Source organism: Occallatibacter sp. FHG110214_02 (genome assembly GCF_059115385.1).
Window position 1 is genome coordinate 162,960 of record NZ_JBZYWK010000002.1, and the last position, 15,249, is coordinate 178,208.

Genomic DNA, 15,249 nt, shown 5'->3' on the forward strand with positions numbered 1-15,249 from the left:
TCCGCCACCGGCCATTAACTGCGATAGCATAGTGCGATGGAGCCCAATATAGAAGCAACTTCAAGCAGCAAATTTAGCTCACCTTGGTACCGCCGTGAGGGTGTTGTTTATTTCGTTCTGGCAGGTGCGGATTGTGATAGCTGCAGGAGTATCAAGATAGGAGTAAGCACACGCGAAGGGCTATTGAACAGGCTGAAAGGTATACAGTCCGCAAACCATGGCCGTATTCGACTCCTGCGAATGATTCTTGTCCAGACGATGAAAGAGGCGGAGGATATAGAGAAAAAGTGGCATGAGCGTTTTCATGAGTTGGCTCGAATTCCAGGTGACTCGGCCGGCCACGAATGGTTCAAGGCGCCGCAGGAAATTCTGGATTGCATTGAGAAGGCCGTGCCTCCAATTAACCAGGAAATAAACAGTCTTCCAAACATGGATGTTATTTTGAGACGTTTTACAGATTCGAACTGAAAATTTGGTGGGGGGCCTGGTCGGGTGAGGTAGCTCACAACCGGTTAATCAATGTAGCAATACTCGCCGCTCCAAACCCATTATCGATATTCACTACGCAGACATTCGGCGAGCATGTATTCAACATCCCCAACAGCGCAGCCACCCCACCAAACGAAGCCCCATAGCCAACAGACGTAGGCACAGCAATCACCGGCGCATTCACCATGCCGCCAACAACCGTAGGCAGCGCCCCTTCCATCCCCGCGCAAACAATCAACACTCGCGCCGTCTGCAAGCTCTCGCGCTGCGCCAGTAGCCGATGAATTCCCGCAACCCCCACATCGGCAATCAACTCAACTGTATTCCCCATCAGACGCGCAGTAATATAGGCCTCTTCCGCAACCGGCAAATCGCTAGTCCCCGCGCAAACAACAGCAATCGTCCCCTTGCCGGAAACCATTGCAGACTGCTGAAGCGTAATGCACCGCGCCGTCTCATGAAACTCCGCACGAGCCTCTACCGCAGCCACCGCTTCATAACAAGACCGTGAAGCCCGAGTAGCCAGCACATTCCCGCCGGCCTCTGCCATCCGCGCAAAAATCTTCACCACCTGCGCATCGGTCTTGCCCTGCGCAAAAATCACTTCGGGCATTCCCGTCCGCAGCGCGCGATGATGATCCACCTTCGCAATCCCAATATCTTCAAACGGCAGATTCCGCAACCGCTCCAGCGCCGCCGGAACATCCGTGCGCCCCTCGCTTACTGCCTTCAGCAACTCTTCCATCTGCGCACGGTCCATCACTTCCCCTTTGCCTGCAAGGTGTATGCCTGCGCAGCCGCCTGCATTACACGTTTCAGCGGAATCTTTTTCTCGCTCGCAATCTTCCGGCAATCCTCATACTCAGGAGCAGCATTCACCACTTCGCCTGAAGCCAGCCGCGCAATCTTCATCCGCACCACACCCCACTCCGTCTGCACTTCTGCAAACTCGCGTGCCAAAGCCATCTTCGATTCCGTGCGCCAGTGCACGCCAATCGTCGTCGTCTCGCGAAAAACAATCTCGCGCAGCGTTGTCAGCTTTTCCGGCGCGCACAGCACGGTCAACTGCACCCCTGTGCGACTCTTCTTCATCTGCACCGGCACTCGATAAACATCCCAAGCACCTGCACTGAGCAGCAACTCACTCACATAGGCCAGCAACTGCGGCGTCGAATCATCAATCACCGCCTCAAGAATCGCAATTTCCTCTTCGCCCTGGTTTGCACCCGCGCTGTCGCCAACAAGAACCCGCAAGATATTCGGCTCACCGGCTGTATCTTTCCCGCCCGCGCCATAGCCGCTCGCAGAAACGCGCACAGCAGGCAGCGAAGCATACTCCACGCCAAGCATCTTCAGAATCGTCGCACCCGTAGGGGTAACGCGCTCCATCGCTGGCCCCGCCGCATACACAGGAGCATCACCCAGCAGCTTCAGCGTCGCCGGAGCAGGCACAGGCAGCGTGCCATGCGCGCACTTCACCGTTCCGCTGCCAACGTTGAGCGGCGTAGCTATCCACTTCTCAATGCCAAGCCACTCCGCGCCCGCAGCAGCGCACGTAATATCGACAATCGTGTCCACCGCGCCCACTTCATGAAAGTGAACCGTCTCGATGGGCACTTGGTGAATCGCAGCTTCCGCCTCACCCAGCATCGTAAAGCCACGCATGGCGCGCTCCTTCACACCCTCTGTGAGCGAAGCCTTTTTCAAGATGCCAAGAATCGTCGACAGTGACCGATGCTCATGCGAATGCGAGTGTTCATGACTGTGTTCGTGCTCATGGTCATGCTCGTGAGAATGTGTATGCGCGTGTTCCTCTTCATGCGAGTGTGTATGAGAGTGCTCATGCGAATGCCCATCCCCATGCGAATGCGAGTGGGAATGTTTCTCCTCATGAGAATGGGAGTGCGAATGTTCATGATGCTCATGCGAATGCGCATCCTCCGCAATCACATCCACCTTGGTAGCAGCAATCCCGGCACGCATTACTTTGCGAGCCTCAAGCCGCGCGCCCACATTCAGCGACTTCACCACACCCGCCAGATGCTCCAGCGGCACGCCCGCATCCACCAGCGCACCAAGAAACATATCTCCGCTGATACCGGAGAAGCACTCCAGATAACCAATTCGCATAGCTTTGTGATTGTATCGAAAGCCGCGGAAGAGATGCGGTGCTAAGCTCCGCGGCGCAGCAGCACATCCACGGGCAGAATCGCATTCATCGAACCCGAGCGGAAACCCGCCGCATCAAGCGCCACAAACTGAAAGCCCACGGCCTTCAACTCCGCTGTAATCCGGTCGAGCACCGCCATATCCAGCGCTCGCGGCATCTCCGTCCGCGCAATCTCCACCCGCGCCAGCGGCCCGTGGTGCCGCACGCGAAACTCATGGAAACCAAGCCCGCGCATCGCCTCTTCGCCGCGCTCCACTTGCTCCAGAACTTCGCGCGTCACCGCCCGCCCATACTCCACACGCGACGACAAACAAGGCGCGGCCGGCCGGTCCCACAGCGTATACCCCGCAGCCTTCGCCAGCGCACGCACTTCAACTTTGCTCAAACCCGCACTTGCCAGCGGAGCCAGCACAGCATGCTCTTCTGCCGCACGCTGCCCCGGTCGAAAATCCTGCTTATCATCCGCATTCATGCCGTAAGCAATGTACTGAAACGCAAGCGAACGCCCCAGCGTCTCCATGCCGGCAAACAACTCCGTCTTGCAATGGAAACAGCGGTTCGCATCATTGCGCTGATACTCCGGCTTCTCCAGCTCTTCTGTCTGGATAATCTTGAGCGGCATGCCAACAGTCTGTGCAAACGCCACAGCCTGTTCCAGATCACGCCGCGCCAGGCTGGGCGAATCCGCCAGCACCGCCAGCATCTTCTCGCCCATTACGCGATGCGCAGTGGCCGCCAAAAACGCCGAGTCCACGCCGCCGGAGTAAGCCACCATCAACGAGCCCAGCCCGCGCAGTTGCTCTTCCAGCGCATGCAGCTTCTCTGCCGCAGCCTCTGCGTGGAACACCCGCTCCTGAGCTGTCTCCGCCATGCCGCGATTATAGCGGTTCTCCAGTTGCTGTTGATCGAAGCCGCAAATGTCGAGTGGCTTTTTCACCAAGAAAAAGCCACCTTGTGAGACGCCGAAAATGTCACATAAACTGGAGAACCGCTCTATAGCGCCGTCTTCACTCCCACAGTTTTAGAAGCTGACCTTGCGTCCCGGCAACCACGTCAACTGGATGCTGGTGGTCGTCACCGTCTGCTGCCCCGGCAGGTAAATCGGAGCCTTGTAGTGTTCCAGCGTAAAGCTGCCGTTCACCTCAAAGTCCTTGCCGATACGCTTCACTGCCTGCACGCCCACATCATCCAGCGTCGTGCCATATTCAGCCGTAGGCGAAGCAATAAAGTCCTTCGCATTCTTCTGCCGGCGATAGTTCACCTGCACCCACTCATTACCGCTCAGGTGATAGGTCAGCCACGCCTGGCCGCCTTTACCTTCGCGGCCCATCCAGTCGCCAAAAACCTGGCCCTTATTGGTATAGCCCTGTAGCTGCTCGTACTCCCAATACATAAACTGGCCGGCATTGCTTCTTCCCGTCGGCGGGTCAGTGATTACACCTTCTACGCGAAGATCAAGCCGCGGCGCGCCCGGCACATGCGAGAGATAAAGCCCCGGCCTCCACGCTGCACGTCGCGGCGCGGAAAGCGAAATAATGTCATCGCGAGCCTCGGAGTCCGCATAGAGCGTCAGCAGCCTCCGCATAAACGGCAGCCGGTAAGAGAAATCGAACTGGCTGAAGCGCGCTCCCGGATCGCTCCGCCCAAACTTCTCCGCCGCCGACACATTCGACACGCTGAAGAAGCTCTTCAAAAAGCTATGAATCGTAATCGGCGTATGACCTTTGCCGCCCCAGATCACCGTACGCGCAAAGCCAAACTCCACATTCTCCGTGGGGCGGAAGCTCACCTTCTCCACATGCACCCAGGGATTACCTGGATTAATGACATTCGGCATAGTCGGCGCAAATGGGTTCTGGTTGGCCGCCACATATTCCGGGTTCGGAATCAGCGTGTGCCCTTGCAAAGCACCCACCAGCAGCTCGTAGCGAAATGGCCCCGTTACTCGCGACAGCAACGGCACATGCAGCGGCTCCACGCGGTTAATGCGGAACGAGTAGATATTCTCCGCATTGTTCGAGTACCCCATCGCGCCGCCCTGCGCCGGGCCCTGCCACTCATCCTGCTTGCCAAAGGAAATCTCATGGTTGGCGACATTCGCCGAGACAACCGCCTCGATGATGCGCCCATTCGTAGCGGAATCAATCGGCCCCAGCGGAATCGTTGCCTGCGGAAAGAGCGTGAAGTTCCCGTAGGTGCCATACGTTCTATCAATCGTCGCTAAATCCGTAGCCAGCCCCGTCGAGTAGCCCGCCGCCGAAGGCGCACGCTGAAACTCGCCGCGTGCATAAAACGAAAAGCGCCCGGAAGTCGCATAGCCGCTCAAACCTGTGTAGTTGTTGAAGCCGCCCTCATAAGGCCGGCCATAATCATTCACAATCGTCTGGCCTAGATGGTAACCATCGCGCAGCGGCGTGCCGCTGATTCCGCGCATCACCGTATAGGCTGACTCCAGCCGGGCCTGTCCGCGATAAGCCATGCACGGCCCGGAAAGGTCGTCGCGCAGCTCGTGCATCAGAGATTCGTAAATCTCCTCCGCCTGCCCGCCTTCCGGCGTATCGGTGTCGTCCTCAATACGCGGCTCCACCTCTTCCAGCATGTGCACTACGCTGTTGCGTGTCCAGGGCCGCATCCCCAGGTAGACGGTATCCACAAAGCCAAGCGAGTAGAGCCGGTACACCGCCGGATACACCCAGCTATCGACCGGAATATACGGGGAGCCCATGGAAGAAATGTTGCAACGCGCCGCCGGAGATGCCCCGCCATTCTGACGGCCATCCGCCGCACCTTCAGGCCCGGAAGAGGAAGCCCAACCTGCCACGGCCCCTGCTGTAAGAACGATCCATGCGGTAAGAACGGGCAACTTACGCGCCACGACAGGTCTCGTCTTCATATTTCTCACTCTATCATTCCTAATAGAACAGATTTTTTCGCTTCGGCTCATCTCGCGCGACAGGGAAAAGGGGCGCGGAGCAGTTGCGAATAAAGAAGTTACGCCTTTGTAACCGGCATTCCAATAATGTTAGATAGACGCAGCCAACCTACAATAGATACTTTAGAAAGGAAGAGGCCGAATATTCAGCCTTACTTCCTTATTAGTAACTCTAATTGATTACGACCATAGCCGCTTGAAAAGCACCACCAGGAGATTTCTCGATATGTCAAAGCCCGTCAACATCTGCGTTATCGGTTCCGGATATGTCGGCCTCGTTGCAGCCGTGTGTTTCGCAGACATGGGCCACCAGGTGACCTGCGTAGATAACGATAAAGCCAAAGTAGACATGCTCCGCTCCGGCGGCGTCCCTATCTATGAGGACAACCTGCCCGAGCTTCTAGGAAAGCACCTCGGACGTGGCGTCGAATTCACCACAGACCTCGCTGGCGCCGTAGAAAAATCTGAAGCCATCTTCATCGCCGTCGGCACGCCGCAGGGCAATACCGGCGCGGCAGACCTTTCGTACGTGGAAGCCGTAGTAACGGAAATCGCACGCGGCATCACCGACTACAAGGTCATCGTTGAAAAAAGCACCGTGCCCGTCTACACCAACGAGTGGATTCGCCGTGTGCTGCATCGCCACGGCATCGACCCCACGCTCTTTGACGTGGTCTCCAACCCTGAGTTCCTTCGCGAAGGCTCTGCCATCGCCGACTTCCTCCACCCGGACCGCATCGTCGTCGGCGCAGGCACCGAGCGCGCCGCGGAAGTCCTCAAGCGCATCTATGCTCCGCTGACCACCGGCACTTATTACGACGTGGACGGCGCACTTCCCGGCATCTGCAGCGCCACCGAACCGGCGCGTATCCTCATCACTTCGCCGCAAAGCTCGGAGATTATCAAGCACGCATCCAACGCTTTTCTCGCGCTGAAAATCTCCTTCATCAACGCCGTGGCCAACCTTGCCGAAAGCGTGGATGCCAACATTGAAGACATTGCCACCGGCATCGGCCTCGACGCCCGCATCGGCCCCAAGTTCCTCAAAGCCGGCATCGGCTACGGCGGCTCCTGCTTCCCCAAGGACGTGGCCGCCTTCCACTACGTCGCGCAGCAGCAGGGTCTCAACTTTGAATTGCTCGAAGAAGTCCGCCGCATCAACGATGCGCAGCGCGACGTCTTCTTCAACAAGGTGCGCGCAGCCCTCTGGACGCTTCGCGGCAAGCGCATCGCCGCACTTGGCCTTGCCTTCAAAGGCGGCACGGACGACATCCGCGAGTCTCCCGCCATCGACATCATCCAGCGCCTCATCGAAGCCGGAGCCATCGTCACAGCCTACGACCCCGCAGCCGCGGAGCGCACCAGGACCATCCTTCCGCCTTCGGAAAAGATGCACTATGCGAACAACATTTACGAAGCCGCCAAGGACGCGGACACGCTGCTCATCCTCACCGACTGGAGAGAGTTTGCCGACCTCGACCTGCCGCGCCTCAACCGCGCCATGCGCTTCCCCATCATCATCGACGGCCGCAACCTCTATAAGCCGGAAGAGATGGAGAACCACGGCTTTACCTACGTCAGCGTAGGCCGCCCCGCCACCTACAACGCGCAGCAGGGCAAGCCGAACAAGATGCTGCTCTAACAACGAATACGCAGCAGGAACACACGAACGCCGGTCACTGACCGGCGTTCGTTACTTTCAGCTTCCTTCCCAGAAAATCTGCACTGGCCTTGTACGCATTCACCCAACTCCGCCGCAGCAGAAAGTCGTGAATCTCATCGGGGAAGATTAGTTCCTCGAACTCCACCTTCTGCTTCCGCAGCGCCTCCGCAAGCTGCACCGTTTCGGCAAACGGCACGTTGCGGTCATCGTCTCCCTGGATCAACAGCACCGGAGACCGCCACGTAGACACCGACGCCATGGGCGAAGACTCAAACGCCACACGCGCAAGCTCCGCATGCTCCTTGGGATCGTAATTCGGTGAAAACGTGGGCATCTCCAGGTTCCAGTCATGCACGCCGTGCATATCCACGCCCGCCGCAAACAGGTCAGACGCCCGCGCCAGGGCAAGCGCCGTCAGATAGCCGCCATAGCTCCCGCCCCAGCTTGCAATCCGCGCTCCGTCCACGTCAGGACGGCTGCGCATATACACGCCCGCGCCCATCACATCGTTAAACTCGCTCGCGCCGGATGCTCCATAATTCAGCGCCTCACGAAAGTTGAGCCCATACCCAATGCCGCTGCGATAATTCACGCTCAGCACCACGTATCCCTTGCTCACCAGCCACTGGTTCATTGCGTAGGCATTCGAGTAGTACTCCATGTAATGCCAGCCAAGCAGCATCTGCCGCATGCTGCCACCGTGAAAGAAAATTGCCGCAGGCCGCTTCTCGCCCGGCTTCAAATCCTTCGGCAAAAACAACTGCCCATGAATCGGCATTCCATCCGCTGCCGAAAAAATCACCTGCTGCGGCGTAACAAACTGCGCTCCCGGAAAATCCGCCGGAACCGCCTGCGGAGCCAGGTCCGCCAGCTTGCCGCTATTCACCACTGCGGCGCGAATCGGCGTGTGTGCATCCGAGCGCAGCACAAACACCGTCGCGTTATCACTGGCCACAACAGGCTGCGTCTCGATGCCCTCTCCGGAAGTCACAGCCACCGGAGCGCCCGTCGAGTCACCGAAACTCAGCTTCCATACGTGCCGCCGGTCAATGTCGCCCTGATTGGAATCAAAGGCCAGCATCTTGCGGTCATCGCTCAGCGAAACATGCTCCACCTCAAATGCGCCCGGCGTGAGCAATGTCGGAGCACTGTGTCCGTCCAGTGAAACCGAATAAAGATGCTGCCAACCATCCCGCTCCCATGGAAAAACAACCCGCTCACCGGCAACCCAATGCAGTTGGTCTTCGGAATCCGTGCGGTGATATGCGCTACCCGGTCCCTCTTCCGCATGAAAAATCTCGTGCCCCTTGCCCGCCGCCACATCCGCCACGCGAATCGACCACGGCAACGCCGTACGGTGCGGCACAAACAGCGTTGCATCCTTATCCCCCGGAACTCGCAGAAACGCAATCTGCTTCGAATCCGGCGACCACACCGGAGCCTCATCCAAATCCGTCGAAGGATCGAGATAGGAAATCGCCTTGGCCGCAAACGAGTACACCGCGATAAAGCTGTGATCCTCCCGGCTGCTCACAAACGCAAGCTGCGTACCGTCCGGCGACCAGCGCAGGCCCCGCGCTCCGCCACGCGTCTGCAGCAGTTGCTCAGGCTTTGCGCCCGCATCCAGCCCAACCGTCCACACCTGCCCTTTGGCGAGAAACGCCACCGTCTTGCCATCCGGAGAGACAGCCGGAGCATTGCCTTCCGCCAGTAGCCTCGGCGCACCGCCCTCCGCGCTCACCACCCAAATCTGCTGCTTCGCGCCCAGCGGAAACCACGCCGGATTCGGCACCGGATGCGTCGCTCCCTGCACCGCCGACCCGCGCACAAAAACAATCGACGCAGCATCCGGCGTCCACTCCGCCGCACTCAACTCCTGCCCATCATCGTCGGTGTAGTGCGTCACCTGCCGCGACACATACCCGCCCGCTCCCGGCTCCGCAACCCAAAGATTGCGCCGCCCGTTGATGTTCGCCTCCCAGGCCACGCGCCCCTTAGCCGGAGCGGACGAAAGCTCGCTGGTAAACGGCGCGCTCAACGCCTGCTCAATCGTGAACTTCTCCGCCTGCGCCCCCGCAACCGCCACGCCTAGCAGCGCCACCCCCAACAGCATTCCGCAACTCTTCACGCAAGCCTCCCGTCAGATTATTTTTTTGAAGTAAGCCATTACTTCCCAGCATCTTGCAGTGCCACGCCAACCATTGCCCCGCGCCGTGCATCTCCCTTATAGAGTGATAAAATCACTCATCGCGTACAAAACACTCTTCCTCACCGCATGGGAGAACGCTTATGAAAAATATAGTAGGACGCTTATGGATTACAGCCGTTGCCCTCATCGCGGGCGGATTATGGACAATCTTCCACTACTGCACCGGAAACACGGGGTTCAACTTCTCCTGGCCGGTCGATAGCTCCAAACTCGACATCAGCCTGTCCGTCATCGGCCTTGCCGTATGGACGGGCGCACTGCTGCTCGTCATCGGACTGCTTATTACCGCACTCGCGCTGGCGCTCACCATCACGCTGCAGTTCGTACCCGAAAGAACCGTCTCATTCGAGGACGCCTCCGCGAAACGCGGCATCCTCTCCCTCAGCGAATAACAAAACGGCGCTCCCATTCCTGAGAGCGCCTCTAACTTACTTCTTTCTATCCGCCACGCTAGCCTTTTCCGGCTGCAGATACTTATCCCACCAGCCAAGCCACCGCTCATAGCGGTCATGAATAAAGCTGGGCTTCGTGAAGCCGTGGAACTGCCCCGGATACACCACCAGCTCCGTGGGCACGCCCAGCGACTTCAGCGTCTGGTACATCTGCTCACCACCAAGCAGCGGCACATTCATGTCTGAAGTGCCACCCATGAACATGGTCGGCGTATGAATTCGCTTGCCCGCCTCAAGAAACGGATAGCTCAGCTTCTCGTAGAGCTTCAGGTTCTCCCACGGCTTCCCAATCTCGTTGTCGTACTGCAGGATGTACTGGTCCACTCCGTAGAACGCCAGCGTAAACGCCGTGCCCGCGCCGCTGATGGCGCACTTGAACCGCGAATCGCTTGCAATCATGTAGTCCGTCAGAATGCCGCCGTAGCTCCAGCCCGTCACGCACATCTTGTTCGGGTCGGCCACGCCCAGCGCAATCGCCTTATCCACGCCGGCCTTGATATCGAGCACTTCCTTGTTGCCCCAGTCGGCTGCAATCGCGCTCGAATACGCCTGCCCGCGCCCGCTGGAACCGCGATAGTTCACGTTCAGCTCGGCATATCCCTTCGTGGCCAGCCACTGCCGCTGAAAATCAAACGCGTGCGAATCCTGTCCGTTCGGGCCGCCGTGGATAAACAAAATCATCGGCACGGGCGAGCCAGACTTCCATCCCGCGGGCTTCGTCAGCAACCCATGCGCGTCGTTGCCGTCTCTGGCCTTGAACTCCACATCGTCTACCGGAACAAGATTCAGCTCCGCCACCAGCGCGTCATTGTTATGCGTAAGCGCACGCAGCTTCCCATCCTCCAGCGCATACAGCTCGCCCGGAGTCATGTCATCCGTATACGCAACCACCGTATGCCCGGCCACCGTATCCCACGACTGCACCACGCCCTTTGCGTCGAGCAGCTTCTTCACGCCCGGCCCATTCAACTCCACCTGCACCGGATACTCATAGCGGTCATCGCTTGCCAGGTAGCTCAGCGAACCATCCTGCGAGAAACGCGGCGCACTCACCGCGCGGTCAAACTTCGATGCCGGATAGCTCACCTTGCCATCCAGCGTTACCACCGCCGGCTTCGACTGCGAGTATTCCAACAGCTTCAGCTCCGCGCCTTCCGTAAACGCAATCGACTTGGAATCCGGCGACCACGCCAGCCGCCCGCCATCCGGCCCCTTCCAATCCGTCAGCTTCTTCGCCGTCGAGTTGGCCTTTGGCTCCACCACAAACACATCGGTATTGTTGCTGCGGTCCGGGTCGGCATCGTGGTTGCTCACAAAGGCAATCCACTTCCCATCCGGAGACCACACCGCGCCTTCCTCGTTCACGTTCTTGTCGGTGGTCAGCTTCTCTACCTTCTTGGTGGCAATGTCGTAGAGATACAGAGACTCCCACTGCTCGTCGTGAACATATCCCGACACGTCATGCTTGAAAGCGTAGCGGTCAATCACAATCGGCTGCGGCTTGGCAGGCTTGCCCTCTTCAGGCTCCGGCTCGTCCTTGGGACTCAGCGTCAACAGCAGCATCTTCGAGTCCGGCGACCACGAATACCCCGAAATATTCTTGTCCGTAATCGCGGTCAACTGCTGCGGCTCGCCGCCACGGCGATCTAGCAGCCAAATCTGGCTTCCCTTCGCAGGTCCCGGCCGCGACGACGTAAAGCTGATGTACTTCCCATCCGGTGAAAACTTCGCCCCGCCCGCGCCCTCTTTGCCAAAGGTCACCTGCAGGCGCTCCGAGCCATCCCACTTCACCATCCACAGATGGCTTTCGCTCTTGTCTTCCTTGAAATCGGTCTTCGATACCGAGTAAAGAACCCACTCGCCATCCGGCGAAATCGACTGCGCGCCAACGCGCTCCAGCCGTCCCAGATCATCGAGTGTAATGTCACGCTTTTTAGTTGCGCCTTGAGCAAACGCAAGAGGAAAGGCAATCGAACACACTGCAAGAGAGACAAGAGATTTCCGCAACAGGAGAGACATGCGCAGAAGAGTAACACCCCGCCCCTCAGAAACCTATGAGGAATCTATACTCTTTATGACCATAGTTAAATGACCATGGTTATATAATGAAATGGGAGGGAGCCGTGAAGACCGTACCTGCGGGTGTTTTCAAGGCAAAATGCCTGGCCATTCTCGATGAGGTCAACGCAACCGGCGAGCCTGTGCTCATCACCAAGCGCGGCAAACCTGTCGCTTCGGTGGTCATGCCCATCCAGAAAAAAAATGAGAAGCCACCCAGGGAGTCTATTTTCGGATTCCTCAAAGGCTATGGGAGCATTCCAAAAGGTGTCGATCTGGTTGAGTCCATGTTTTCTGACGAAGAATGGAAGCGCTTCGAGGACATTGAGATCAATCGTATTCACCACGGAGAGCCAGAGTGATTCTGCTCGACACGCACACAATCCTCTGGATGGGCTTTACTACCGGGGACATGTCAAAACGCGCTTTGCGCGCCATTCAACAAGCCGAAGCGGAAGAAATCCAGCTTGCTGCCTCGGTAGCAAGCATCTATGAAATAGCCTATGGGCTTCGGCGAGGCCGCATCGTTCCTACCATTCCGCAGGATGCTTTTTTGTCTCGCATTCGCGAGAAAATTCGCGTATTTCCCATCACGAATGAAATTGCGATCACCGCCGCCCAGATCGCGGAACCATTCCACGGCGACCCGATGGACCGTTTGATCGTAGCTACGGCCATCCACCATAACTGCACCCTCGTTACGGGAGACCGGCAGATTCTGCGCGCCAACGTCTGCAAAACCCTCTGGTAAGTTTCCTACTTCATCTTCATGCGAACTTCCGGACGCACCAGGTAGAGGAAGAAAACCAGGTTCAGAGCCCCCTGCACCACTGCCGGAGCCTCATGCTGAACCGAGAAGACCCAGAAGTTATACCCCATCAGCAGAAACACCGCCGCCAGCGCCAGAGCCCACGCCCAGCGAAACCCCGCAATCAGCCCCGCGCTTGAAGCCACAAACATCACCGAGAACAGCAAATAAACCATCGGATAATGCCCGCCCCCCACCACGCCGAGCACAATAATCCCGGCAATCAGCAGCAGGTAGAGCGCAATCGCCGCCACGCCCGGCAGCGGCAGCTCGCGCTTCTGATTCCGGTTTTGGGGAGCCTGCGGAGTCCCTGTCATAGCGAGTGAATATAAGCCAGCAGGTCCTGAAGCTGGTCATCGGTCAAAGAAGTCGCCGGCATCATCCCGCGTCCATGCACAATCGTCGCAGCCAGCCGCTCATCCGTAGGCGGCGCACCGCTCGGCATCGCCTTCACCTTGGTAATCGCCTGCAGCCCCGGCCCCTGCTTGCCCTGCGTCGTCGTCGCGTTGTGGCACCTCGCGCAACTAGCCTGAAAAACCTGCGCCCCGCGCGCCTCCTGCGGAGTCCACTCGGAAGAAGGCTTGGAAGGAGGCAACGGCTTACATCCAGCCATTCCCACCACAACAACCAGAGAACCAACAATCAATCGAACTCGCATCTCACTCCGATGATATAAGCCGAAACCACCGCCAAATTCTGGATAGGACAACTAATGATAGGTGCCCCACTCATGCGCAGCTTTATCGTGCATAGCTGGGATATCTACAACGCTTTTTATAGCCTTTGCCCTTTATCTATCCCCCTGTACCCTGCACCCTGCTTTACTCAGCTGCCGCAATCGCCTCAACAATCCGGTCCATTGCGTGCATCTCTTCATTACTCCCCGGCCTGTGCCCGTTCACAAAAATCGAAAACACAACCGTCTTCCCCGAGTCCGCCGCGACATACCCCGAGAGCGCATTCACCTCGCTCAGGGTTCCCGTCTTCGCCCTCACGCGCCCCTTCACCGGCGAATTCTTAAACCGTCCGCTGATGGTGCCATCCACGCCGCCAACCGGTAACGAAGACCGCCACGCCGCTCCCCAAGGCTGTCCGGCAGCATAGGCCAGCAGCCGCGTCACAGCCCGCGGAGCAATCCGGTCATCATTGCTCATTCCGCTGCCGTCATAGAGAAAGAAATCATTCCCATCCACGCCCGCATTCTCCAGAAACTGCCGCACCACGCGAGCCCCCTGCGCAAAGCTGCCCTCGCTGCCAAACTCTTTCCCCAGCAGCCGCAGCATCAGCTCCGCATGCAGATTTTCGCTGTGCTTGTTCGTCATCACAATGTCCTGGATCACAGGCACGGAGACCCGCGTAGCCAGCACGCGCCGCCCCGCTGCCGGAGCCGCAACCGTAGCCAGCGCCTCATTCGCGGCCAGCGTCAGCGGCTCAGCCCGCTCTTTGGAGAAGCCTTCCGTATCCACCGCCTCCTGATGCGCCACTCCCGCGCCGCCCGCAACGGTAATTCCCTGCTCCTTCAGCGATACCGCAAAAGTCCTCGCCGTAAACTCCGCCGGGTCATCCACCGCCAGCGCCCCGCGAAATCCCTTCGCCCCAATCGTGCCAAAGCTCCGCACCACGCGGCTCCCCGGCGGCAAATCCAATCCCGGATGCGCAGCCTCACCCTGCGCCGCAACCGTAATCCCCGGCTGCAGCGTGTAATACGCCACGCCCGGACTCCAAACCACCGAAGGCGTCCGCGAACCCGCATCCGGAGCCAGCGTCAGCTCAATCGTGTTCTCGTTGTAGCTCAGCGCCGAAACCTGAGCACCATAGCTCCACGCCAAATCGTCCCAGCTCCACCCCGAGCCCCAGTTTTCATGCGTAAAAAAGCTGTCGTCGCCAATCACTTTTCCGGTAACAGACTTCACACCCGCCTTCGCCACCTGCGCGGCAAGCTCATCCAACGGCAGCGTTACTGGTGGCTTGGGCTCCACTGGCTGCGGAGTCTCCGAAGGCGGCTCAAATGGATATTTCCGCGAGCTGAACGTGGGGTCGCCCGCACCAAGAATCACCAGATCCCCATGCAGCACACCCGCCGCATCAATCGGCCCCGTCGCCACCACCTGCGTGGTCCATGTCAGCCTGCTTGTTGGCAAAAGCGCGGCGACGGCGGCGGTTGTCGCCAGCTTGGTATTGGAAGCCGGCACAAACAGCCGTCCCTCATTCAGCCCATACAGCGGAGTCCCATCGAGCGCCGTCACCGAAATCCCAAACGTCGCATGGCTGACCGCAGGCTCCGCCAGAATCGCATCAATCCGCTGCGCCAGCGCCGCATCCACATGCGAAGCAGCGCTCTGCCCGCCAAACGCAGGCTTCAGCGCCTGTGACACCCCCCACTGCGGCACACACGCCGCCAACCCAACTGCCAACACTCCATGAATCATCCGCATGGCCGGAGTGTACAGGAACGCACTCATACAATC

14 protein-coding genes are annotated in these 15,249 nt (G+C 58.6%); 5 read left to right on the forward strand and 9 right to left on the reverse strand.

Annotated features, from left to right (window positions below; all coding sequences use genetic code 11):
• The first annotated feature begins 36 nt into the window (after positions 1–36).
• Complete coding sequence (locus AC5S3R_RS02775; RefSeq protein WP_494265103.1) at positions 37–468, forward strand: GIY-YIG nuclease family protein; 432 nt, start codon at positions 37–39, stop codon at positions 466–468.
• 34 nt (positions 469–502) lie between these two features.
• Here the strand turns inward: AC5S3R_RS02775 and larB are convergent, their stop codons facing one another.
• The 4 genes from larB to AC5S3R_RS02795 form a co-directional block, all read right to left on the reverse strand.
• Positions 503–1,249, reverse strand: a complete 747-nt coding sequence (gene larB, locus AC5S3R_RS02780; protein WP_494265105.1) for a nickel pincer cofactor biosynthesis protein LarB — start codon at positions 1,247–1,249, stop codon at positions 503–505.
• A complete protein-coding gene (gene larC / locus AC5S3R_RS02785; RefSeq protein ID WP_494265106.1) occupies positions 1,249–2,619 on the reverse strand; it encodes a nickel pincer cofactor biosynthesis protein LarC in 1,371 nt (456 codons plus the stop codon). Before larC ends, larB begins: the two co-directional genes overlap by 1 nt.
• 41 nt (positions 2,620–2,660) lie before the next feature.
• Positions 2,661–3,596 carry an ATP-dependent sacrificial sulfur transferase LarE gene (gene larE / locus AC5S3R_RS02790; RefSeq protein ID WP_494265107.1) on the reverse strand — a complete coding sequence of 312 codons (936 nt, stop codon included), beginning with the start codon at positions 3,594–3,596 and terminating at the stop codon, positions 2,661–2,663.
• Positions 3,597–3,680: 84 nt separating this feature from the next.
• Complete coding sequence (locus AC5S3R_RS02795) at positions 3,681–5,552, reverse strand: capsule assembly Wzi family protein (protein WP_494265109.1); 1,872 nt, start codon at positions 5,550–5,552, stop codon at positions 3,681–3,683.
• Between the two features lie 265 nt (positions 5,553–5,817).
• On the opposite strand from AC5S3R_RS02795, the gene AC5S3R_RS02800 reads away from it, so the two are divergent.
• On the forward strand, positions 5,818–7,233 hold the full coding sequence (locus AC5S3R_RS02800; RefSeq protein ID WP_494265110.1) for a UDP-glucose dehydrogenase family protein: 1,416 nt from the start codon (positions 5,818–5,820) through the stop codon (positions 7,231–7,233).
• A gap of 34 nt (positions 7,234–7,267) precedes the next feature.
• Here the strand turns inward: AC5S3R_RS02800 and AC5S3R_RS02805 are convergent, their stop codons facing one another.
• On the reverse strand, positions 7,268–9,382 hold the full coding sequence (locus AC5S3R_RS02805) for a S9 family peptidase (protein WP_494265111.1): 2,115 nt from the start codon (positions 9,380–9,382) through the stop codon (positions 7,268–7,270).
• A gap of 161 nt (positions 9,383–9,543) precedes the next feature.
• Between AC5S3R_RS02805 and AC5S3R_RS02810 the strand changes: the two genes are divergently transcribed.
• On the forward strand, positions 9,544–9,855 hold the full coding sequence (locus AC5S3R_RS02810; protein WP_494265112.1) for a hypothetical protein: 312 nt from the start codon (positions 9,544–9,546) through the stop codon (positions 9,853–9,855).
• 36 nt (positions 9,856–9,891) lie between these two features.
• Here the strand turns inward: AC5S3R_RS02810 and AC5S3R_RS02815 are convergent, their stop codons facing one another.
• Positions 9,892–11,934, reverse strand: a complete 2,043-nt coding sequence (locus tag AC5S3R_RS02815; protein WP_494265113.1) for a S9 family peptidase — start codon at positions 11,932–11,934, stop codon at positions 9,892–9,894.
• Positions 11,935–12,038: 104 nt separating this feature from the next.
• Between AC5S3R_RS02815 and AC5S3R_RS02820 the strand changes: the two genes are divergently transcribed.
• Both AC5S3R_RS02820 and AC5S3R_RS02825 read left to right on the forward strand, forming a co-directional pair.
• Positions 12,039–12,335, forward strand: a complete 297-nt coding sequence (locus AC5S3R_RS02820) for a type II toxin-antitoxin system Phd/YefM family antitoxin (protein WP_494265114.1) — start codon at positions 12,039–12,041, stop codon at positions 12,333–12,335.
• Positions 12,332–12,724: a type II toxin-antitoxin system VapC family toxin gene (locus tag AC5S3R_RS02825; RefSeq protein ID WP_494265116.1), complete on the forward strand. Its 393-nt coding sequence runs from the start codon at positions 12,332–12,334 to the stop codon at positions 12,722–12,724. Before AC5S3R_RS02820 ends, AC5S3R_RS02825 begins: the two co-directional genes overlap by 4 nt.
• A 5-nt stretch (positions 12,725–12,729) precedes the next feature.
• Here the strand turns inward: AC5S3R_RS02825 and AC5S3R_RS02830 are convergent, their stop codons facing one another.
• From AC5S3R_RS02830 to dacB, 3 genes are all read right to left on the reverse strand, one after another.
• The gene (locus AC5S3R_RS02830) at positions 12,730–13,098 is read right to left on the reverse strand and encodes a hypothetical protein (RefSeq protein WP_494265118.1); all 369 of its coding nucleotides are present in this window, start codon (positions 13,096–13,098) and stop codon (positions 12,730–12,732) included.
• Positions 13,095–13,439, reverse strand: coding sequence for a c-type cytochrome (locus AC5S3R_RS02835; RefSeq protein ID WP_494265120.1), 345 nt, complete (start codon positions 13,437–13,439; stop codon positions 13,095–13,097). The genes AC5S3R_RS02830 and AC5S3R_RS02835 overlap by 4 nt, the downstream gene beginning before the upstream one ends.
• A gap of 163 nt (positions 13,440–13,602) precedes the next feature.
• On the reverse strand, positions 13,603–15,243 hold the full coding sequence (gene dacB / locus AC5S3R_RS02840; protein WP_494265121.1) for a D-alanyl-D-alanine carboxypeptidase/D-alanyl-D-alanine endopeptidase: 1,641 nt from the start codon (positions 15,241–15,243) through the stop codon (positions 13,603–13,605).
• Positions 15,244–15,249 lie beyond the last annotated feature (6 nt).